Source organism: Nonomuraea sp. NPDC049269 (genome assembly GCF_043197155.1).
GTDB lineage: Bacteria > Actinomycetota > Actinomycetes > Streptosporangiales > Streptosporangiaceae > Nonomuraea.
On sequence record NZ_JBICSO010000001.1, the window covers coordinates 292,136 to 313,011 of the forward strand.

Consider the following 20,876-nt stretch of genomic DNA (forward strand, 5'->3'; position numbering starts at 1 on the left):
ATGAAGGGGTGTCACACCCGAGCGAGCCAGGCATGGTGGGTGGGAGCCGGGAAAGGGTGGTGACGTCATGGTGGTCGCGCACGTTTCGGGGCCGGGGCAGTGGCTGGGAGCCGAGATGCGCGACAGTGACGCCTGGAAGGTCCCGCTCACCGCCGAACACCGGCGAGAAGTGCTCGACGCCGTACAAGCGTCGGACGCGATCGCCCCCGGCGCCTTCCCGCTGCCCACGCTCGGGCCCGTCCTGCGGCGCGTGCGTGACGAGCTCGCCGACGGCCGCGGGTTCGTCCTGGTCCAAGGGGTGCCCGTCGAGCAGCTGAGCGAGCGGCAGTGCGAGATCGCCGCCCTCGGCCTCGGGTCCCACGTCGGCGAGATCGCCACGCAAGGACCCGGATCGGCGCCGCTGACGCACGTGCGAGACACCGGCGCCGATGCGTCCCGGCCGAAAACCCGCAGCTACCAGCACAGCGGGCGGCTTCGCCGCCATCTGCTGCGCCTGTGGTTGACAGGAGTGCTGACGCCTCCGGAAAGGCGCTGAGTTCACCGATCGGGCACAGGGTCGCCGGCCGGGGCGCAGTCCTGTGCGCAGCCGCCGAAGCGGGCCGGGTCCACCGGCGTGAACCGGGCCGGCGCCACACCCCGCAGCGCGGACATCATCGTGTCCTTCCAGATCGGGCCGGGCAGCGAGGCACCCTGAACCGCGCCGTAATAACGGCCGCCGATGGTGATGCCGGTGAGCTTGTGCCGCTGCGAGCCGCGCGGGTCGCCCACGCTGACCGCCCCGGCCAGGTCGGGGGTGAATCCGGCGAACCAGGCGCTGGCGTACCCGTCGGTGGTCCCGGTCTTACCGGCCGCCGGCCGGCTGATGCCGCCGACGCCGCGCATCGTGCCGCGGGTGAACACCCCGGACAGGATGTGGGCGGTCGCGTCGGCGATCCGCGGGTCCAGCACCCGCTCGCACCGCGGCCGGTAGGTGGCGCTCCTGCCGTCCGGGCCGGTGACGGCGGTGATGGCCATGGGCGGGCAGTAGGTTCCCCGCGCGGCGATGGCGGCGTAGGCGCCGGCCACGGTCACCGGGTCGCTCTCGTTGACGCCGAGGGTGAACGTCTCGACCTCGCGCAGCCTGGCGCCATCGGCCCGCTTGATCCCCAGCGACTGGGCGGTCTGGACGGTCGCGCACAGGCCGACGCGCTCCTGCAGGGCCATGAAGAAGGTGTTGACCGAGCCCCAGGTGCCGCTGGCGAGCGTCTTGAAGCCGGGCGAGCCCTCGTCGTTGGTGACCGTCCACGACGGGTCGCCGACGTTCTGCCCGGCGCAGTTGGTGAAGGCGGCATAGCCGGGCGCGGTGTAGCCGGCGCCGGCGGTGATGCCGTCATCGATCTTCATGCCCTGCTTGAGCGCGGTGATCAGGGTGAACGTCTTGAACGTCGAGCCCGGCTGGAAGCCGGTCAGCCCGCCGTGCTGCTTGTCGGCCACCGCGTTGTAGGAGATCTCGTTCCTGCGGGCCGAGCCGCCGAACGGGCGGCTGGCCGCCATCGCCTTGATCTGGCCCGTGCCCGGCTCCACCAGCGCCTCGGCGGCCAGCGCGCGATCGGCGGCGAAGACGCGCTCGCCGATCGCCGCCTCGGCCGCCTGCTGCGCCGTGGGGTCCAGCGTCGTGCGGACTCTGAGCCCGCCCTGGCTGAAGGCCTGCTCGCGCAGCCGCCGCGTCCTGCCGAAGGCGGGGTCGGACAGCAGCTCGTGGCGGACGTACTCGCAGAAGTACGGATAGCGGCTCTCCTGGCAGCCGTTGGACTGCTTGACGCCCTTGTAGCCGAGCTTGCCGGCCTTGGCGGCCTCGGCCTGCGCGCGGGTGATCCGGCCCAGCTGCGCCATCCGGTCCAGCACCACATTGCGCCGCCGCAGCAACAGCTCGCGCGCTTCGGCCCCGCGGTCGGGCGCGGTCGCGTTGGGGTCCTGCACGGCACCGGCCAGGGTGGCGGCCTGCGCCAGGTTCAGGCGGGCCGCCGATACGCCGAAGAAGCGCCGGGCCGCCGCCTCCACGCCGTTGGCCCCGGCACCGAAGTAGGCGATGTTCAGGTACTTCTCCAGGATCTCGTCCTTGGTGTACTTCCGCTCGACGGCCATGGCGTGGCGCAGCTCCTTCAGCTTGCGCGCGTAGCTGGCGTCCAGGGCCGCGTTCTTGCCCTTGTCGGTGTCCGCGGCGTTCAGCAGGACCTGCTTGACGTACTGCTGCGTGATCGACGAGCCGCCCTGGCTGATGCCACCCGAGGTCAGGTTCTTGACCAGGGCGCGGGCCGTGCCCTCGACATCGATGGCGCCGTGCTGGTAGAAGCGGTCGTCCTCGATCGCCACGATGGCCGTCCTCATCACCGCCGCGATGCGCTCCAGCGGCACGACCTTGCGGTCTTGAGCGTAGAACTGGGCGATCTGATTGCCTTCGGCGTCGTACACGATGGTCTTCTGCGCCAGCGGCGGCTCGGCGAGCTCCAGCGGCCGCAGGTTCAGCGCCTCGGCCGAGGCGACGAGCGCCGCGCCCGACCCGCCCACGGCGGGCAGCACGAGCGCCGCCGCCACCACCCCGGCGGCGGTGGCGGCCACGGACAACCGGGCCATGCTGGAGATGCGAGTACGAGGCGGCGAGCTGGACATGGCGGCCATGACAGCACAGCCGCCCTCATGACGTCCAAGACCGATATGAATCGCCCACTCATATCGGTCCCGATATCAGACCAGGTCAGCGCCTTACCAGGTGACCCACACGTCCTGCAGCCCCCCGGACAGCAGCCCCGTGCGCAGCCGCAGATCACCCGGAGCGTCCCGCAGCCCCAGCCCCGGCAGCCGCCGCACCAGTGTGCCCAGCACGACCTGAAGCTCCATCCGCGCCAACGGCTGGCCCAGGCAGAAGTGCGGACCCGCGCCGAAGGCCAGGTGCTGGCCGGCGTTGTCGCGGCGCGCGTCGAACCGGTCGGGATCGGGGAACTTGCGCGGGTCCCGGTTGGCCGCCGGCCGGCACGGGATCAGCGTCGTGCCCGCGCTGACCGCCACCCCGTCGAAGTCGACCTCCTCGGTGGCCACCCGGGGCATCCCGATCACGCTGAGGGTGCTGTCCAGGCGCAGGACCTCCTCCACGGTGCCCGCGATCAGGTCAGGATCCTCGACCACGGCCGCATACCGCTCGGGCTCCGCCAGCAGCATCGCCACCATGATCGCGATCATGTTCGAGGTGGTCTCGTGCCCGGCGAGCAGCAGCGCCTGCACGGTCGCGATCAGCTCCTCGTGGCTGAGCCGGCCGTCCTGGCTGTCGGAGATCTGCGTCAGCTCGCTGAGCATGTCGTCGCCCGGCGCCGCCCGCTTCTCCTCCACCAGCTTCGACACATATGCCCCGAACTCCGCATACGCCCGCTCCACCTCGGCCTGCTCATAGCGGGTCAAGGTCAGCATCACCTGAGACCAGTAGGCGAACTTGTCCTGATCCTCACTCGGCGCCCCCACCAGAGCGCAGATGACCCGCACAGGCAGCGGCAGACCCAGCTCACGCGACAGGTTGGCCGGGGAGGAGCCGGCCAGCATGCCGTCCACCAGCTCATCGGCCATCCGCTGCACCCGGGGCCGCCACGCCTCGATCTTGCGGATGGTGAACGAAGGGCTGAGCAGCCGCCGCCACCGCCGATGCCCCTCACCCGCGATCGAGGTCCCGCTGGCCATGCGGCGGGCGAAGATCCCGCCGTCGGCCGTGGTGGACACCCGCGCGGCACCTTCCCCACCGCGGCTGAAGCGCGGATCGGTCAGCAACAGCCGCACATCGTCGTAGCGGGTCATCAGACCGGCCGTGTCACCGCTGGGCAGCTGTACGTGCGCCACGGGACACCGCGCTTGCAACTGCGCCCACTCCTCGGGCGGCTGCAGAGCCTCGGCCCGGTCGAAGGGGTAACGGGAGACGGATTCGGCGGTCATGACGGCGCCCTCCTGCTTGGCTGACGGGACACCCAAGATTCTAAGGCAACGGCCTTAAACCTCGGGCGGTCAGACCAGCGCCAGTTGCGGGAACCTCGGCTCACGCTCCGGCGGCTCCGGCGGCCCCGCCCGCATGCCGTACACCCGGCACAACTGCCCGATCTGCCCCGTGATCCGCTCCTCATAACCGGCCGCGGGCAGCCCCGCCCGGTCATACAGCTCCTCATAGCGCTCCACCAGATGCGGATGCGCCTCACCCAGCCACGCCAGATACCACTGACGCGTCCCCGGCGGCAGCCGCAACACCACCGGCTCCACCGCACCGGCCCCCGCGGCCGCGATCCGGCGTACCGTCGCCGACAGCTGATCGGCCCCGTCACTGAGCAACGGCAGCACCGGAGCCATCAGCACCCGGCACGACACCCCCGCCTCCACCAGCGCCGACACCAGCTCCAGCCGCGCCTGCGCGCCCACCGCACCCGGCTCGACCGCCCGCCGGATCCGCTCGTCGACGAACGCGATCGAGATCGCCACCTGCGCCCCCGCCCGCGCCAGCAACGCGGCATCACGCAGCACCAGCGGGCTCTTGGTGTAGACGGTGAACGGTACAGCCGCCTCACCGAGCGCCTCCACAATGCCCGGCATCAACCGGTACGTCGCCTCCGCCTGCTGGTAACAGTCACCACCGACCCCGACCGCCAGCGCCTCACCACCCCAGCGGCCCAGCTCGGCCCGCAACCGCGGCACCGCGTTGGCCTTCACCACGATCCGCGTGTCGAAGTCGAGCCCCGCGTCCAGCCCCAGCCGGCGATGACCCGCGCGGGCGCCGCAGCCACGGCAGGCATGGGCGCAGCCACGGTAGGGGGAGACGGCCCACCGCTGGGCGATGCCCGCGGTCTGCGGCACCCGCTCGATCATCGTGCGGGCCTGCGTCTCGTAGAAGCCGTCACGCAGCACCGCCCGCCGCTCGATCACCGGGCGGTCGTCTGCGGCGTCCACCAACGAAAGCGCGTCCCAACCCACACCCCACAGTGGAACACGTATTCGACTCCCTTTTCAAGCGCTTCCCCACACCGGGGGAGCAGCCCCCTGCCTAAGGTGGGCAGACGTACCACCACATCGGGGGAGGGCTTCACCATGGCCTGGCTGCTGCTCGCGTTCGCCATCGCGGCCGAGGTCATCGCGACCACCGCGCTCAAACTCAGCGACGGCCTGACCCGCCTCGGCTGGGGCGCCGTCGTGGCCGTCGGCTACCTCATCTCCTTCGTCCTGCTGGCCCGCGCCCTGAAGTCGCAGCTCGAAGTCGGCACCGCCTACGCCGTCTGGTCCGGCGCCGGCACCGCCGCCATCGCCCTCATCGGCGCCGCCTTCCTGGGCGAGACCCTCACCCCCCTCAAGATCGGCGGCATCCTGCTCATCATCGGCGGCGTCATCGTCCTCAACCTCGCCGGCGCCCACTGACCGCCGCCCCCGATGCCTGAACCCGGGTGAACCGGTAGCCGGCGTGGTGCAGTTCGCCGTCCCGGAATTCTCCATAGGCCCAGAAACCCAGGTCGTCGAGATAGTCGATGCGGGCTCCGTTGATCCAGTAGCGTCCCCGGTAGGCGCTGGGACGGTCGCCGCGTGCCTCGTCGTAGCGGCCGTCGGGCAGGAGCCGCTGGCGGACGAAGTCGTGGTCATCCACCCACAGGCCGAGGTAGGAGTGCTCGGCACCGGCCTCAGGTGACGCGGTTCCGCAGACGGGCGGGGGGTCACCGGCCGGGCGTCCGCCCCATACCGTCACGCGGCCCTCGCGCAGGAGAACGTCCAGATGGCCGTCGCGGGCGATGGCCGGGCCGTCCGGGGCGCCCTCGGGGTCGGCGATCCTGATCACCGCGATGTCGGCGCGGTCGCCGGGGGTCAGCGTGCCGGTGGTGTCCGTGCCGGTGAAGTCGGCGCGGGAGGGCAGCACGAGACAGCCGGCACAGTCGATGATGATCATCCCGTCGTCCTCGGCGGCGGTGAGCAGGCCGGGACCGACACCGACGATCGTGGGACCGCCGATCAGGATGTCGGCTCGTTCCCAGTCACCCAGCATCGGGTTCATGCTGATGACGGTGCCGCCGGTCAGCAGCAGGGGGCGGGCGTTGTCGTTGTCGATGACGTCGAGCTGTTGCGGAGTACGCATGTCGGGACCCTTTCCTTCAGTGACAGGCGTTCAGCGGCCGGCGGCGCGCAGGACACGGTCGCGGGACTCGCGCACGTCCTGGCCCAGCTCGGCCAGATCGACGCCGAGGACGGTGCCGGCCCACTTGCGCACGCGGCCCGCGATGAAGACGGCCTGGATGTTGCGCGGGTCCGAGCCGAGAACGAGGGTGCCGATCGGGTCGTTGAGCGGCATGTTGTTGAGGTCCTCGGCTGCGACGACGAGGAGATCGGCCTGCTTGCCGGGGGTGAGCGAGCCGGTGACGTCGCCGAGGCCGACGGTTCTGGCGCCCTGCAGGGTCGCGAAGTCCAGGACGTCGGCCACGCCGATCCGAGCTCCGGTGGAGCCGGTGCCGTAGCCGGCGTTGACGGCGCGCATCCGCTGGATCGCGTGCAGGGCGCGCATCTGCGTGAACATGTCGCTGGCCAGCGCCACTTCGACGTCGATACTCAGGCCGGGGCGGATACCGGCCGCCAGCGCCTCGTCGATGGCCGGGACCGCGCTCTCCAGGCCGATCTGCGCCTCGGAGGTGGGGGCGAGCGACACCGTGGTGCCCGAGTCGCCCATGGCCCGCCAGGCCTCAGCGGTCAAGCCGGTGCTGTGGATGAGCGTCACGTCCGGGCCGAGCAGCCCCTCGGCCGACCAGCGCACAATGGCCTGGGAGGAGGCGAGGCCGAAGACGGCGTCGACGCTGACGCCGATGCCGAGTTCGCGGGCCAGGCGGGCCAGCTCGGGCCCGTAGGCGAGGTCGGGGCCGGCGATCTCGTCGGTGGCCAGCGTGGCCAGGCGCAGCGTGAGCAACGGGTCGCCGGAGGCGAAGTACTTGTCCTGCAGCCGGGTCAGGTCGGCCGGCCACTGGCCGTCCCAGTCTCCGAAGTGCGGCCGCATGGAGGCGTGCACGCCTCGGATGCCGGTGTCGATCAGGGCCTCGATGGCGCTGTCGGAGTGGGCGGCGGTGCGGGAGTTGTGGGAGAAGTCGAGCATCGTGGTGATGCCGCTGTCGATGGCGGTCAGGGCGGCGAGCTTCGTCCCGATGTACATGTCCTGCGGCTGGTAGGCGGGAGCGATGCCGGACAGGGTGGACATGACGTACTCGCCCAGGTCGTTCACGTCGGGCATGATCCGGCGCAGCTGCGCCTCCCAGGCATGGCGGTGGGTGTCGACGAAGCCGGGCGCCAGGATGGAGCCGGTGGCGTCGATGACGACCGCGCCCGCGGCAGCGCCGGTGGTGCGCAGATCAGGGGCGATGGCGGCGATGGCGCTGCCCTGGATGAGCAGATCACCCTTGGGCACGACGCCGAGATCGTGATCCATGGTGACGATGGCGGCGCCGGTCAGCAGAACGCGCCGGTCGGGATCGGCGTCCTGGCGGCGCAGCTGGTCGAGGGTCGTGTCGGCGTTCATGGGGCCTTCTCTCGGTGAGTGGCGGCGGGGTCGCGCCGCTGACAGATCCGAGTCTGTCCACCTCGCCCAGGGCGAAGAAGGCCGCTGATTTCCTGGGAGTGCCGTACCTAGGATGACTCGCCGAGATCCGGCGCGGCCAGGCTCGCCAGCAGGGCCAGCGCGTCCGCGGAGCGCGAGCCGGGCTCGGCCTGGTAGGTGACCAGGCGCTGGCCGGGCGCGCCGGCGATCAGGAAGACTTCCCTACTCAGATGCAACTCGTGGACTTCTGGGTGGGAGAGCCGGATCGTGCGGCGCACGGCTTGTCCGGACTCGCGCTCCGCCCACAAGCGCCGGAACGGGGGGCTCTTGATGGACAGCTCGCCCACCAGCTCGGCCAAGCCCCGCTCGCCGGGCGCCTTGAGCGCGATCTCGCGCAGGTCGGCCACGGCCGCGCGGGCCGTCTCGCTCCAGTCACGGAAGAACTCCCGCCCCGCGGGATCGAGGAAGATCATGCGCAGCATGTTGTCGTCATGGGCGAAGCGGCTGTGCAGCGCGCCGGCGAGAGGGTTGCGCGCCAGCACGTCCTGCGACCAGCCCAGAACGTAGGCGGGGACGTCCCTCCAGCCGTGCATGAGCCGCAGCACCTCTGGCGCCACCCGCTCCACGCGCGCCGGGCCCTGGCGGCCAACGACCGGACGGGCCAGCCGGTACAGCTCGGCCGCGGCCCGCTCGTCCAGCCGCAGAGCCCGCACCAGGGTGGCCACCGTCTGCCGTGAGGGTCGCCGCCTGCCCTGCTCCAGGCGCGCGTAGTAGCCGGTGCTCAGCCCGGCCAGCCGGGCGACCTCATCACGGCGCAGCCCGGGCACCTGGCGGCGCCCGGCCGTCTGCGGCCCGGCCAGCTCAGGGCGGATCAACGCACGGTGGCGGCGCAGGAAGTGCCCCAAGGCGTTGCTCGTGTCGGCACCGTCCATGGCACCGAGGCTAGGTGAGAGCGGCGGCAAAGGGATCACCACCGCCTGGGTGAACTTTTCCTAGGAAACCACCTCAACCCCATCGCATCATGGCCCATCAGGCATTTGCCATCTAGCCTGGCAAAATGCGCCCAAGCACGCCGTTGGGAGAGTTCCTCCGCGCCCGCCGCGAGGCTCTCACACCGCAGGACGCCGGCCTGCCGGAGTACGGGCGACGCCGCGTCAAGGGCCTGCGCCGCGAAGAAGTGGCGATGCTGGCCGGCATGAGCAGCGACTACTACGTACGGCTCGAACAGGGCCGGGAGTCGAGCCCTTCGCCACAGGTGGTCGAGGCGGTGGCGCGCGCCCTGAGCCTGGACGAGGAGGCCACCGAGCACCTGCACCGCCTGATCCGGCCCTCCGCCCGGCGCCGAGCCGCCGCCGACGACCAGGTCAGCCCGCACCTGCTGCAGCTGATGGACAGCTGGCCCACCTCCCCGGCGTTCGTGCTCGGCCCCGCACTGGACATCCTGGCCGCCAACACGATGGCCACCGCCCTGCACGAAGGATTCACCGCCACCGACAACCTGGCCCACATGGTGTTCACCGACCCCGCAGGACGGGAGTTCTACCAGGACTGGGAGCGGGCCGCGCACTCCTGCGTGGCCGAGCTGCGGGCCTCCTACGGCCACGACCCGCACTCCGCGCGCGTCAACCAGCTCGTCGACGAGCTCCGCTCGGCCAGCCCGACGTTCGCCGAGCTGTGGGCCCGCCACGAGGTGAAGTCGAAGTCACAAGAGGGCAAGCACCTGCGCCACCCACGCGTGGGCGACCTGCACATCCAGTTCTCCGCCTTCACCGTCAACGGCGCCCCGCACCAGCAACTCGTCGTCTACCAGGCCCAGCCCGCCTCGGCGACCGCGGCCGCGTTCGAGCAGTTGCGCTCCTCAGCCGCGCGGGCGACGGCAAGGACGCCGCACAACAGCGACGCTGTCTGACCGCCGCCACCGCACCGCATCACAGGCGTGGCCCACACACGCCCAGCTCGTACCGCCTCTTTCCCGAGCCCGGCCTTCCTTCCTAGGTGTGTTCCTCCCAGGAAAGCCCCGGCCTTCATCCCTGCCCGCGAGCTGCACAGACTCGAATCTGTCAGCAACAGGCACACAAAGGAAAGAGACGACATCATGACTACCTGGTTCATCACCGGCGCTTCCCGCGGGCTCGGCGCCGAGATCGCCCGAGCCGCGCTCAAAGGCGGAGACAACGTGGTCGTCGCCGTCCGCAACCCCGACCGGCTGCCCGATGACCTGCAGAGCTCCGGCCAGGTCCTCGCCGTCGCCCTGGACGTCACCGACAGCGGCGCCATCCCCGCCGCCGTCCAGACCGCGACAGAGCGCTTCGGCGGCATCGACGTCCTGGTCAACAACGCCGGCCGCGGCCTGCTGGGCGCCCTGGAAGAGATCGGCGACGACGAGGCCCGCTCCCTGTTCGACCTCAACGTGTTCGGCCTGATCAACATGACCAGAGCCGTGCTGCCCGGCATGCGCCGCCAGGGCTCAGGAAAGATCGTCAACATCGGTTCGCGCTCCGGATTCGAAGGCGAGCCGGGAGTCAGCCTGTACAGCGCCTCCAAGTTCGCCGTCGCCGGGATCAGCGAAGCCCTCGCCGCGGAGATGTCGCCGTTCGGCATCCAGTCCATGGTCGTCGAGCCGGGCGTACTGCGCACCGACTTCCTGGACGCCAGCTCGCTGTCACTGGCGCGCGAGCGGATCGCCGACTACGACGGCACCCCCGCGCACGTCACCCTCGACTGGGTCGACGACGCCAACCACACCCAGCTCGGCGACCCCGTCAAGAGCGCGGCCCTGATCTACGAGGTCACCGGCCAGACCATCCTGCCCCGGCACCTGTACCTCGGGCCCGACACCATCGACCGGCTGCAGGTCAAGCTCGAGCAGATCCACCACGACCTGAACGCCTGGCGGGAGAAGTCGGCGGCCACCGCGCACGACGACGCCGCCTGACCCGCGCTCATCCGCGACGCCACAGGCCGTCACCGACTCACCGAGATCACCATCCTGCCCACCGCCCAGGCCATCTAGCGACCGAGCACCGGCCCTCACCCGCGCACACGGAAAGACCCGACATGAGCCCCACAGGATTCTCCGCCTACCCGCTTGACCTCGTGCACCGGCTGATCGAGCCCGGCCCGGTCATCATGGTGTCCACCTTCGACGGCGAGCGCGCCAACCTGATGACCAACGGCTTCAACATGCCGATCGCGCACGGGGCCCTCATCGGGCTGATCCTCGGCCCGTGGGACCACAGCTTCGACGCGCTGCGCGCCACCGGCGAGTGCGTCATCGCCGTCCCCTCCATCGACCTGGCCGAACAGGTCACCGACGTCGGCAACACCTCCGGCCGCGACGTCGACAAATGGGACAAATTCGGCTTCACTCCCGCACCCGCGGCCGTCGTCCGGGCACCTCTCGTCCAGGAGTGCTTCGCCAACATCGAATGCACCGTGGCCGACGACAGGCTCGTCGAGGACTACAACCTGTGGATCCTGCGCGGCGAGCGCGCCTGGTTCGACGCCGGCAAACGAGGAGCGGGCGAGTTCCACCATCGTGGCAACGGCACCTTCTCCGCCAACGCCGACACCATCGACCTGCGCGACCGCATGACCACATGGCAATACCTCACCCGCGACGCGTAGCCGCCACCGCATCATGGCAAGCCCCTTTCCGATTCCGGACACCCCTCCACCGGGTTCTCCACCCCGGATTCCGGCGCCAGGAAGGCGATCACGCTCACACTCCTTGATCACCTGTCCTGGCCAAGCCCACGGCCCGGCACAATCGGTTGCGTGTGGATCGCGATGCTGGGACCGCTGGAAGTCCGGGCCGACGACGGCAACCCCGTGGAGGTGGCCGGCGCCCGCCTGCGGACCCTCCTGATCGTCCTGGCGCTCCAGGCGGACCGCGTCGTCCCCATGACCCGCCTGATCGACGGCATCTGGGGCCACCACCCACCGGCAGGAGCCGTCAACGCCGTACAGGCACTCGTCTCACGCCTGCGCCGCGCACTACCGCAGGCCCGCATCGAACCCCATCCGGCCGGCTACCGGCTGGCACTCACCCCCGACGCGGTGGACGTGACCCGCTTCGAACGCCTCGCCGCCGCCGGGCACTCCGCCCTGGCCCACGACCCCGCCACAGCCGCCCGCACCCTGCGCGAAGCCCTCAACCTGTGGCGCGGCCCAGCCCTGCTGGACGTGGCCGACACCGATTTCTTCCAAGCATCACGCACCCACCTGTCACACCTGCGGCTGAGCGCCACGGAAGACCGCATCGAGGCCGATCTCCACCTAGGCCGCGCCGGCGAACTGACCACCGAACTGACCGCACTGACCGCCGAACACCCCCTGCGCGAACGACTGGCAGCCGCCCTGATGCGGGCACTGTGCGCGACCGGACGCCCCACCGAGGCACTGACAGCCTACGAACGCACACGACACGCACTCACCGAGACTCTCGGCGCCGACCCCTCACCACAGCTGTCCGCCCTGCACACCGCGATCCTGCGCGGACAGATGAACCCCACCCCACCGCAAAGACACGACACCGCCACAGCACCACCCACGAACCTGCGCGCCCCACTGACCAGCTTCGTCGGCCGCGACCACGAACTCACCCAGATCAGCCAGCTGATCGGCCGGCACCGGCTCACCACCCTCATCGGCCCCGGCGGATCGGGAAAGACCCGGCTGGCCACCGAGACCGCCCGCACCCTGCTCCACCAGCTGACCGGCGGCGTCTGGCTGGCCGACCTCGCCCCGATCAGCGACGACACCGACCTGCCGCAGACGATACTGACCGCGCTGGGCATCCGCGGCCACACCTCGGCGGGCGAGCCGATCGACCGGCTCACAGCCGCACTACGCACCCGCGACGCACTCCTCGTACTCGACAACTGCGAACACCTCATCGGCCCGGCCGCCACCCTGGCCGACCAGCTCCTCGGCACCTGCCCCCACCTGCGCATCCTGGCCACCAGCCGAGAACCACTCGCCATCACCGGCGAGGCCCTGTGGCCCGTCGAACCCCTCACCCTGCCACCCGAGGACGCCGACCTCACCACAGCCATGTCCAGCGCCGCCGTCCAACTCCTCACCGACCGAGCCGGCACCGCCCGCCCCGGCTTCACCGTCACCGAACACACCACCTCAGACGTCGTACGCATCTGCCGCGCACTGGACGGCATACCCCTGGCCATCGAACTGGCCGCCGCCCGGCTACGCACCATGACCCCCCAGCACCTGGCCGGCCAGCTCCACGACCGCTTCCACCTCCTGACCGGCGGCAGCCGCACCGCACCACCCCGGCACCAGACCCTGCGGGCCGTGATCGACTGGAGCTGGAACCTGCTGTCCGAACACGAACGCGCACTCCTGCGCCGCCTCACGACATTCTCCGGCGGCGCCACGCTCGAGGCGGCCGAGCACGTATGCGCGGACAACCCCGCCACAGCACAACCGCCCGAATCCACCATCCCAGCCGACCACGTACTCGACCTACTCACCGCACTGACCGACAAATCCCTCCTGCTGCCTCCCGACGACACCACACCGCACTACCGGATGCTGGAGACCATCAAGGCCTACAGCCAGGAACGCCTCGACGAGGCCGGCGAACGCGACCGCATCCGCCACGCCCACGCCACCTACTTCGCCGAACTCGCCGAAACCGCCGACCCGCACCTGCGCCGCGCCGGACAACTACGCTGGCTCCACCGGCTCGCCACCGACCACGACAACCTCAACGCCGCCACCCGCGCCGCCATCGCCGCCGGCGACGCACAGACCGCCCTGCGACTGGTCGCCGCGACCGGCTGGTACTGGTGGCTGCACTGGGCACTCAGCGGCCACAAGGCCGAAGGCGCCCACCTGGCCGCCCAAGCACTCGCCCTGCCGGGCCCGGTCGACGACAACGTACGGGCGACCGCCTGCGCGATCGCCGCCCAGTTCGAATTCAACGGCCTCGGCGACGAACACCGAGCCAAAGACTGGATCACCACCGCACAACAACTCACCGCGAACATCAAGCACCCCCACCCCGTCGTACGACTCATCGGCCCCCTCGAACGGATGCTGGCCGACGCCCGCGCCTCCACCGACCCACCGGCCGAGATGAAAGAGCTGTTCACCGACGAAGACCCCTGGGTACGGGCGATGGCCCGGCTCAACCGCGCCCTCACCCTCATCAACGTCGGCCGCCCGCACCCCGAGGCGCACAGCGACCTCCAGACCGCCCTGACCGAGTTCCGCGCCCTCGGCGAGCGATGGGGCATCACCTCCTCCCTCACCGCACTGGCCGGCCTGGCCGCCTGGCGCGGCGACCTGACCACCGCGATCACCTGCTACGAACAGGCCATCGCCGTCATCACCGAAGCCGTCGACAGCCAAGACGCATGGCTGATGCGCCTCAAACTGGCCCAGCTGCGCTGGCTCCACGGCGACACCGAAGGCAGCGCCGCCGCCATCGCCGACGTCGAACGCGACACCGAGCAGATCGCCCTGCCCGACACACTGGTCGCCATCGCCTACCTCAAAGCCGACCTCGCCCGCTGGAACGGCGACCCCACCACAGCCCGCACCCACCTGACCCACGCCGAGACACTGGCCCAGCACATCACCGTCAACTGGTCATTCCGCGCCATGGTCCTGGACTCCCACGGATACCTCGATGTACTGGAAGGCGACCTGAACGCCGCCCGCACCCACCACGCCGACGCCCTGACCTGGGCCCTGCGCTCCATGAACGCCTCCACGATCAGCCAGACACTGGTCGGCATCGCCAACCTCGCCCTGCACCAAGGCCACCCGCGGCAAGCCGCCCGCCTGCTGGCGGCCGGCGACGCGGTACGCGGCACACCCGACCTGTCCCACCCCGACGCCCGCCGCGTCCAAGCGGCCACCAGAGCCGCCCTCAGCGACCACGAACACGCCGAGGCGACCCAGCGCGGCCAGGACGCCACCATCGCCACGGTCAGCGAAATCGCCGTCCTCACCCTCGCCCCCTGAACCCCGGCCGGCCAGGCTAAGCCGATCGGCGGGCTCAGCCGGCCCGGCCAGCCCGCCGCTCAGCAGCTCAGCCAACCGGGACGCCGTCACTGTTTCGGTCCGGCCAGCCAGCCCGTCGGTCCGCCGCGAGTACGCAGCGCGACCGCGAGCCAGCCGATCAGGCCTCGGCTCACCCGCCGAATCAGCTCACCCACCGAGCCGGGGTCTTTTCCCGAACGTGTCCCCAGGCGCCCAGTAACGCAGCGTGATCTCCGAGACGCTGCGCTTCGTCACCCCCGGCAAGACGCCGGGTCGCGTCCTTCCTGCCAGCCAGCCAGCGCCTCAGGCGAGGCGAGCAGGGGAGAGGTGCCGGCGCGGCCCTCGCGCGTACCCTGGCGCGCCGGTTGCGCAGGGCGACGTCGGGGGCGAAACCTCCTGCGCCCGCGCGACCGCGCCGAGCAACGGACGGACCCGGCGCGTCGCCTCACCCGCTCAGCTCACGCATCCCCGGCACCGAGGGGAACCCTGGACAGGCGATAACCCTCCGGCGGCTCCACCCCCAGCAGATGACGCACCAGGAAATCCCACTTACGGCGATTGACGTAATACTCGAACCCGACATAGACATGCTCGGCCCGCGGCACGAGCAGCAACTCGAAGTCCTTGTCCGCCGCGATGAGACGATCGACCAGCCGCAACGTCACATCAGGCAACACCTGAGTGTCCAACCCGCCATGCACCAGCAGCAGCCGGCCCGCCAGCCGATCGGCGAGATCCACATTCGACGCACGCGCATACCTCTGCGCATCGAACGGCCCATGATAGGCCTCGGCGCTGCCCGGATCGCCGTAGCGCAGATCATGCATCCCCGATTCGGCGACACCGACCTTGAACACCTCAGGAAAGTCCAGCATCGCCCGCACAGCCGCGAACCCGCCCGCCGACAGACCGAAGATCCCCACCCGGTCCAGATCCATCCACGGCCGCTCCGCCCCCAGCTGCTCCAGCGCCGCGACGTGATCAGCCAGCCCCGCCTCGTCCAGCCGCCCATAGGAGGCGTCATGGAAGGCCTTGTCGCGCCCCGGCGTGCCCCGCCCGTCCACGGCGACCACGACGAACCCGAGCGCGGCCACCACCTCGGCGTCATAACCATGCCACCCGGCATCGAAGGACGGGCTCACCCGGTGCACCGCGGGAAAGGGATAGACATGATCGACGACCGGATAACTCCGGCCCGGATCGAACCCATGAGGCCGATACAGCACCCCATAGACGTCACTCTGCCCGTCGGCCGCCTTCACACAGAAGCGTTCCGGGGGAGTCCAGCCCGCCGCCATGAGCCGGCTGACATCGGCGCGCTCCAGCTCCACCAGCACCCGACCGTCCCAGCCGCGCACCGTCACCGACGGCGGCGTCACGGTCGTGGACGCCGAGTCGATGAAGGAGCCCTTGTCGCCGGCCACGATGACGACATGATCCAGATCATCATCGGTGATCCGCTCGAACCCCGACCCGTCCAACCCGGCCCGGCACACCGACCGGCGATACGGATCGGCCGCCACCAGCCCCGAAGCGACGAAGTACACCACCCGCGCCACCTCATCGACGTGCAGGATCTCCTGCACCGCCCACGCCCCCGACGTCACCTGCCCGCGCGGCTCACCACCGCACACGTCATACAGGTAGAGATGACCCCACCCATCACGCTGGGAATACCACAACACCTCCTGCCCGCCCCGCAAAACCCTGACCATCGGAGCCTGCCCCAGCTGCTGCGCCGGCTCCACCCTGGTCTTTCCGGTCTCACCCAGCACGCTCACCACCTCGCCGCTGACCGGATCGAGCCGATGCAGCCGCAGCGTCCGCCCATCACGCGAGCGATCGAGGTAGTAGACCGCCGAGCCGTCCTCCGACCACCACGCCCACTTCATGAAGATCGGCGAAATCGTCGGCATCTCCACCGGCTCCGCCCGCGCCGCCACCGCCGTACCGCCCGCGACGTCCAGCACCACGAACGCGGCCAGCGGCAGCCGCTCATCACCGGGAAACGGCTGCCGCAACGTCACCAGCCCGGGCACGCCGCCGTCGTCCGGCATGGACTCCACCAGATGCGCCCGCCGCACCCCCCGCTGATCGGTACGGTGCGTCAGCACCCGCCGCGAATCCGGCGACCAGCACACGGCAGGCGGCGCGTGGGGGAGCCCCATCTTCTTCAACAACGTTGAATACATGAAAAAATCAGGACTCGCCCCGTAGTCGTGGTCCGCATCCCCATCAGCCGTCAGAGCCCACTCCCGGCCATCCTCCAGCGAACGCACCCACACATCGTGCCCCCGCCGGAACGCCACCAGCCGGCCATCCGGCGAAGCCACCTCCACCGGACCGACCGGCGCCACCCCCGCGACCTCCTCACACACGGAGCCGTCCAACCGGCACCGCCAGCGCCCGCCGAACGCGTCGAACTCCACCCCCTCACCACTGAACTCCACACCACTCAACGGCAGCGCCGCCGCATCCACCTGCCGCCCCGACGCCGCCGCCAACGCGGCCGCCACCTTCTCCTGATCGAAGGCCGCTCCGCGGCTGCCCGCCACCGGATCGACCAGCACGAACCTGCGCCCCTCAGCGGTGTCCACCGCGTACCAGAACCGGGCACCCCCCTCGATCCACCGCGGACTGACCCTGTCCCCGAGCACCAGACTCCCGCGGTTGTCCCGCAGCAACCGCTCGGCCGCCCGATAAGCCCCGGCATCGAGTCGCGTCGTCGTCATCTGTCGCCTCCCGTCGAAAAACTGGAACGCCGCGACCATCCCGCACCCCGCTGACACCCCCTTGAGCCCCCGCTGACAGATCGTTGACACACCGAAAAACCACCACCAGCAAGGGACCAGACGAAAACACCTCGCGCCCCAAAGGGGGGTTCTCTACACTGCCCACGTGCTCAAACCCCACTACCCGATCATCACCAGCCGCCTCCTGCTGCGCCCCTTCACCCCCGACGACCTCCACGCGCTGCACGCCTACGAATCCCGGCCAGAAGTCGCCCGCTACCTCTACTGGGAACCCCGCGACCTCGACACCGTCCGCACCTTCCTCGAAAAGAAGATCACCCGCGTCGCCCTCCTCGACGAAGGAGACGCCCTCGACATCGCCATCACCCTGCGCGAAAGCGGCGAACTCATCGGCAACGGCGTCCTGATCTGGACCAGCAAGCAACACCGCCAAGGCGAGATCGGCTACATCCTGCACCCCGACCACCACCGCCACGGCTACGCCCCCGAAGCCGCCCGCGAACTGCTCCGCCTCGGCTTCGAAGAACTCCACCTGCACCGCATCACCGGCCGCATCGACGCCCGCAACACCGCCTCCGCCCGCGTCCTGGAGAAACTCGGCATGCGCCGCGAAGCCCACCTCATCGACAACGAACAGGTCAAAGGCGAATGGACCTCCGAGGTCATCTACGCCATGCTCGAATCAGAATGGACACCGTAAACATCCTGCACCTCGCCCTACGCGCCGACTGGGCCGCCGCCCAGCCGGCAGGGGAGTACCGCATCTCCACCCTCGGCCGCACCCTCGAAGAAGAAGGCTTCATCCACTGCAGCCGCGACCTCGACCAACTCCACGGTGTACACGCCGCCTTCTACAGCCACCTCACCCAACCACTGCTCATCCTCGAGATCGACCCCACCGGACTCGACATCCGCCTCGAAAACGGCTTCCCCCACCTGTACGGCCCGCTCCCCACCACCTCGGTCACCGCCGCACACCCCTACACCTGACACACCCGCACTACGCGCACAACACCCGCTCAATCCGGCGCGCCGCGAACCACACCCCCGCCACCGCCATCACCACCAGATAACCCGCATGCCCCAGCAACCCCCACTGCGGCACCCCCGAAGCCAGACCCCGCACCAACTCCACCGAGTGATACAGCGGCGTCAGACGCACCACCACCTCCAACACCCCCGGATAATCCGCCACGGGGGAGAAGGTCCCGGAAAACAGGAACAACGACAACTGCCCCGCCGTCATCAGGTCGAAATCCTGCCAGCCACGCAGCAGCGTCGACACCGCCATCCCCAGCGCCCCGAACGACAACCCCACCAGCATCGTCGCCGGAAACGCCGCCAGCGCCCACACCGGCTCGGCCAGCCGCAACACCACCATCACCACCAAGAACAACGCCGTGTACACACCGCTGCGCACCATCGCCCAGCTCAACTCACCCAGCGCCACCTCGATCGGCCGCACCGGCGTCGCCAGCACCGCCTCGAACGTCTTGGCGTAACGCATCTTGAAAAAGAAGTTGAACGTCGTCTCCGACAACGCCCCGTTCATCGCCGAAACCGCCAGCATCGCCGGCGCCACGAACACCGCGTACGACACCACCCGGCCATCACCCACCGGGATCCGCCCCACCAGCGCCCCCACACCCACACCGATCGACAGCAGATACAGCAACGGCTCGAAGAACCCCGACACCAGCACCAGCCAGTACGAAGCACCCGAACGCAACGCACCCACATTGCGGCCCACGACCGCACCCACCCGGCCCACCGAAACCCGGCCCGACACCAGCCGAGCCACCGCCAACGTCACCATCATCAGTCCTGAAGTCGCCTACGAAACGCCCAACCCGCCCACCACACCCCACCCACCGCGAACACCAGCAAACACCCGGCATGCGCCCACCCCGGCCACGGGGGAGCGGCCCCCGACGTCGCCGCCCGCGCAAGCTCCACCCCATGCCACAACGGCGAGACATAAGCCAGCGGCCGCACCACCAGCGGCAACTGCTCCACCGGGAAGAACACCCCCGCGAACAACGTCGAAGGCAGCATCACGAACCGAAACAGCAACGCGAAATAACTGTCGTGATCGATCGTCGCCGAAAACGCCGTCACCGGCGCCGCGACCGCCACCGCCAGCAACGCCGCCACCAACGGCGTCACCACCACCCACGGCGAGGACAACACCCCGAACGCCGCCACCACCAGCAGGAACACCACCACCGCGATCTCGACCCTGAACACGATGTACAGCAGCCAGCCGCCGATCATGTCCCACACCGACACTCGCGTCGCGAACATCGCGTGCGCCCCGCGATTCCACCGGAACTCCCCGAACACCGCGTACGTGCACTCGCCGACCGCCATCTGAAACACCGTCGAAGCCAGCACACCCGGCACGATCCACTCCACGTACGGCACGCCGCCCACCTCGCCGACGTAACCGCCCACCCCCAGCCCGATGCTGGCCAAGAACAGCACCGGCAACACGAACGACGAGAACAACGACGCCCGCCACAACCGCTTGTACAACGTCAGGTGCCGCTCCAGCACCGCCACCGCCGGATGCGCCATCACTCCACCAACGTCCGGCCCGTCAGATGAAGGAACACATCCTCCAGCGACGACCTGCGCACCAGCACACTGGAGGGCACCAGCTCACGACGATGCACCTCCGACACCGCCGCGTCACCGTCCTTGGCATACAGCAAGATCCGATCCGGCAGCACATCCACCCGATCACCCACCCCGTCCAGCGGCGCCACGAAACCCGCCAGCTCCTGCCCGCCGAAACGCAACTCCACCACCTCAGGCGAGGAATAGGACTCGATCAGCGAACGCGGCGACCCCTCGGCCACGATCCGCCCGCCGTCCATCACCACCAGCCGATCGCACAACTGCTCGGCCTCATCCATGTAATGCGTGGTCAGCACCAGCGTCACACCCCGCTGCTTCAACCGGAACAACCGCTCCCACAGCAGATGACGCGCCTGCGGATCCAGCCCCGTCGTCGGCTCGTCCAGCAGCACCAGATCCGGCTCGTTCACCATCGCCCGCGCGATCGTCAGCCGCCGCTTCATCCCGCCCGACAGCGGCTCCACCCGGCTCGAGGCCCGCTCACGCAGCTGCGCGAACTCCAGCAGCTCCTCGGCCCGCGCCCGCGCCTGCGCCCGCGACAAACCGAAATAGCGAGCGTACGTCGTCAAATTCTCGCGAACCGTCAGATCGGGATCCAAGTTATCCAGCTGCGGGCAGACACCCAGCCGCCCCCGGATCCGCGGCCCCTCCCGCGCCGGATCCATCCCGAAGATCCGCAACTCACCCGCGGACGGCATCGACACGCAACTGATCATCCGCATCGTCGACGACTTACCCGCACCATTGGGACCCAGGAAGCCAAACGCCTCACCAGGCGCCACATCAATATCGATCCCGTCAACCGCGACGAAATCCCCGAACCGTTTCACCAGCCCACGCGCGTGAACCAGCGGCAGCACACCAGACACGAGCCCAGACCATAACCAACGCCACCGACAGAATCGACCGGT

Annotated in this window: 18 protein-coding genes; 8 read left to right on the forward strand and 10 right to left on the reverse strand. The window is 69.8% G+C overall.

All coding sequences use genetic code 11. The annotated features are described in order from the left end of the window. The first annotated feature begins 67 nt into the window (after nucleotides 1-67). Complete coding sequence (locus ACGFNP_RS01435; protein ID WP_393313523.1) at nucleotides 68-535, forward strand: hypothetical protein; 468 nt, start codon at nucleotides 68-70, stop codon at nucleotides 533-535. Between the two features lie 2 nt (nucleotides 536-537). Here the strand turns inward: ACGFNP_RS01435 and ACGFNP_RS01440 are convergent, their stop codons facing one another. The 3 genes from ACGFNP_RS01440 to ACGFNP_RS01450 all read right to left on the reverse strand — a co-directional run bounded on the left by ACGFNP_RS01440 (nucleotide 538) and on the right by ACGFNP_RS01450 (nucleotide 4,953). Then, entirely contained in the window at nucleotides 538-2,649 is a 2,112-nt protein-coding gene (locus ACGFNP_RS01440) for a transglycosylase domain-containing protein (protein ID WP_393313526.1), read from the reverse strand. Nucleotides 2,650-2,742: 93 nt separating this feature from the next. Beyond that, nucleotides 2,743-3,954: a cytochrome P450 gene (locus tag ACGFNP_RS01445; RefSeq protein ID WP_358333711.1), complete on the reverse strand. Its 1,212-nt coding sequence runs from the start codon at nucleotides 3,952-3,954 to the stop codon at nucleotides 2,743-2,745. Between the two features lie 69 nt (nucleotides 3,955-4,023). Next, a complete protein-coding gene (locus ACGFNP_RS01450) occupies nucleotides 4,024-4,953 on the reverse strand; it encodes a radical SAM protein (RefSeq protein WP_393313530.1) in 930 nt (309 codons plus the stop codon). A gap of 99 nt (nucleotides 4,954-5,052) precedes the next feature. Between ACGFNP_RS01450 and ACGFNP_RS01455 the strand changes: the two genes are divergently transcribed. After that, on the forward strand, nucleotides 5,053-5,415 hold the full coding sequence (locus tag ACGFNP_RS01455; protein WP_393313533.1) for a DMT family transporter: 363 nt from the start codon (nucleotides 5,053-5,055) through the stop codon (nucleotides 5,413-5,415). Here ACGFNP_RS01455 and ACGFNP_RS01460 read toward each other — a convergent pair. The 3 genes from ACGFNP_RS01460 to ACGFNP_RS01470 form a co-directional block, all read right to left on the reverse strand. Then, entirely contained in the window at nucleotides 5,393-6,121 is a 729-nt protein-coding gene (locus ACGFNP_RS01460) for an Atu4866 domain-containing protein (protein ID WP_358333717.1), read from the reverse strand. The genes ACGFNP_RS01455 and ACGFNP_RS01460 overlap by 23 nt on opposite strands. 30 nt (nucleotides 6,122-6,151) lie before the next feature. Next, a complete protein-coding gene (locus ACGFNP_RS01465; RefSeq protein WP_393313537.1) occupies nucleotides 6,152-7,543 on the reverse strand; it encodes an amidohydrolase family protein in 1,392 nt (463 codons plus the stop codon). Between the two features lie 107 nt (nucleotides 7,544-7,650). Beyond that, nucleotides 7,651-8,493 carry a helix-turn-helix domain-containing protein gene (locus tag ACGFNP_RS01470; RefSeq protein ID WP_393313540.1) on the reverse strand — a complete coding sequence of 281 codons (843 nt, stop codon included), beginning with the start codon at nucleotides 8,491-8,493 and terminating at the stop codon, nucleotides 7,651-7,653. A gap of 125 nt (nucleotides 8,494-8,618) precedes the next feature. On the opposite strand from ACGFNP_RS01470, the gene ACGFNP_RS01475 reads away from it, so the two are divergent. From ACGFNP_RS01475 to ACGFNP_RS01490, 4 genes are all read left to right on the forward strand, one after another. Then, on the forward strand, nucleotides 8,619-9,470 hold the full coding sequence (locus tag ACGFNP_RS01475; protein ID WP_393313543.1) for a helix-turn-helix transcriptional regulator: 852 nt from the start codon (nucleotides 8,619-8,621) through the stop codon (nucleotides 9,468-9,470). Between the two features lie 186 nt (nucleotides 9,471-9,656). Next, the gene (locus tag ACGFNP_RS01480) at nucleotides 9,657-10,496 is read left to right on the forward strand and encodes an SDR family NAD(P)-dependent oxidoreductase (RefSeq protein ID WP_393313546.1); all 840 of its coding nucleotides are present in this window, start codon (nucleotides 9,657-9,659) and stop codon (nucleotides 10,494-10,496) included. Between the two features lie 122 nt (nucleotides 10,497-10,618). Then, nucleotides 10,619-11,188 (forward strand): flavin reductase family protein, encoded by a 570-nt coding sequence (locus ACGFNP_RS01485; protein ID WP_393313549.1) that lies wholly within the window; start codon nucleotides 10,619-10,621, stop codon nucleotides 11,186-11,188. A 150-nt stretch (nucleotides 11,189-11,338) separates the two neighbouring features. Further along, nucleotides 11,339-14,554 (forward strand): BTAD domain-containing putative transcriptional regulator, encoded by a 3,216-nt coding sequence (locus ACGFNP_RS01490; protein ID WP_393313552.1) that lies wholly within the window; start codon nucleotides 11,339-11,341, stop codon nucleotides 14,552-14,554. Between the two features lie 476 nt (nucleotides 14,555-15,030). Here ACGFNP_RS01490 and ACGFNP_RS01495 read toward each other — a convergent pair whose 3' ends face one another. Beyond that, nucleotides 15,031-17,304 carry a DPP IV N-terminal domain-containing protein gene (locus ACGFNP_RS01495; RefSeq protein ID WP_393313555.1) on the reverse strand — a complete coding sequence of 758 codons (2,274 nt, stop codon included), beginning with the start codon at nucleotides 17,302-17,304 and terminating at the stop codon, nucleotides 15,031-15,033. Between the two features lie 166 nt (nucleotides 17,305-17,470). Here ACGFNP_RS01495 and ACGFNP_RS01500 point away from each other — a divergent pair, with 166 nt between their 5' ends. Continuing rightward, the gene (locus tag ACGFNP_RS01500) at nucleotides 17,471-18,025 is read left to right on the forward strand and encodes a GNAT family N-acetyltransferase (RefSeq protein WP_393313558.1); all 555 of its coding nucleotides are present in this window, start codon (nucleotides 17,471-17,473) and stop codon (nucleotides 18,023-18,025) included. Next, complete coding sequence (locus ACGFNP_RS01505) at nucleotides 18,013-18,315, forward strand: DUF952 domain-containing protein (RefSeq protein ID WP_393313561.1); 303 nt, start codon at nucleotides 18,013-18,015, stop codon at nucleotides 18,313-18,315. Before ACGFNP_RS01500 ends, ACGFNP_RS01505 begins: the two co-directional genes overlap by 13 nt. A gap of 10 nt (nucleotides 18,316-18,325) precedes the next feature. Here ACGFNP_RS01505 and ACGFNP_RS01510 read toward each other — a convergent pair whose 3' ends face one another. From ACGFNP_RS01510 to ACGFNP_RS01520, 3 genes are read right to left on the reverse strand one after another with little or no spacing between them, the layout of a single operon-like run. Beyond that, nucleotides 18,326-19,144: an ABC transporter permease gene (locus ACGFNP_RS01510; protein WP_393313564.1), complete on the reverse strand. Its 819-nt coding sequence runs from the start codon at nucleotides 19,142-19,144 to the stop codon at nucleotides 18,326-18,328. Continuing rightward, nucleotides 19,144-19,902: an ABC transporter permease gene (locus ACGFNP_RS01515; RefSeq protein ID WP_393313567.1), complete on the reverse strand. Its 759-nt coding sequence runs from the start codon at nucleotides 19,900-19,902 to the stop codon at nucleotides 19,144-19,146. Before ACGFNP_RS01515 ends, ACGFNP_RS01510 begins: the two co-directional genes overlap by 1 nt. Then, nucleotides 19,902-20,834, reverse strand: coding sequence for an ATP-binding cassette domain-containing protein (locus tag ACGFNP_RS01520; protein ID WP_358333748.1), 933 nt, complete (start codon nucleotides 20,832-20,834; stop codon nucleotides 19,902-19,904). The genes ACGFNP_RS01515 and ACGFNP_RS01520 overlap by 1 nt, the downstream gene beginning before the upstream one ends. Nucleotides 20,835-20,876: the final 42 nt, after the last annotated feature.

Bases quoted from the DNA above. Each gene is read 5' to 3' on its own strand.
- ACGFNP_RS01480 (WP_393313546.1), top strand. From the start codon at position 9,657: ATGACTACCTGGTTCATCACCGGCGCTTCCCGCGGGCTCGGCGCCGAG.
- ACGFNP_RS01465 (WP_393313537.1), bottom strand. From the start codon at position 7,543: ATGAACGCCGACACGACCCTCGACCAGCTGCGCCGCCAGGACGCCGAT.
- ACGFNP_RS01445 (WP_358333711.1), bottom strand. From the start codon at position 3,954: ATGACCGCCGAATCCGTCTCCCGTTACCCCTTCGACCGGGCCGAGGCT.
- ACGFNP_RS01485 (WP_393313549.1), top strand. From the start codon at position 10,619: ATGAGCCCCACAGGATTCTCCGCCTACCCGCTTGACCTCGTGCACCGG.
- ACGFNP_RS01505 (WP_393313561.1), top strand. From the start codon at position 18,013: ATGGACACCGTAAACATCCTGCACCTCGCCCTACGCGCCGACTGGGCC.
- ACGFNP_RS01495 (WP_393313555.1), bottom strand. From the start codon at position 17,304: ATGACGACGACGCGACTCGATGCCGGGGCTTATCGGGCGGCCGAGCGG.
- ACGFNP_RS01515 (WP_393313567.1), bottom strand. From the start codon at position 19,902: ATGGCGCATCCGGCGGTGGCGGTGCTGGAGCGGCACCTGACGTTGTAC.
- ACGFNP_RS01510 (WP_393313564.1), bottom strand. From the start codon at position 19,144: ATGATGGTGACGTTGGCGGTGGCTCGGCTGGTGTCGGGCCGGGTTTCG.
- ACGFNP_RS01475 (WP_393313543.1), top strand. From the start codon at position 8,619: ATGCGCCCAAGCACGCCGTTGGGAGAGTTCCTCCGCGCCCGCCGCGAG.
- ACGFNP_RS01460 (WP_358333717.1), bottom strand. From the start codon at position 6,121: ATGCGTACTCCGCAACAGCTCGACGTCATCGACAACGACAACGCCCGC.
- ACGFNP_RS01435 (WP_393313523.1), top strand. From the start codon at position 68: ATGGTGGTCGCGCACGTTTCGGGGCCGGGGCAGTGGCTGGGAGCCGAG.
- ACGFNP_RS01470 (WP_393313540.1), bottom strand. From the start codon at position 8,493: ATGGACGGTGCCGACACGAGCAACGCCTTGGGGCACTTCCTGCGCCGC.
- ACGFNP_RS01440 (WP_393313526.1), bottom strand. From the start codon at position 2,649: ATGTCCAGCTCGCCGCCTCGTACTCGCATCTCCAGCATGGCCCGGTTG.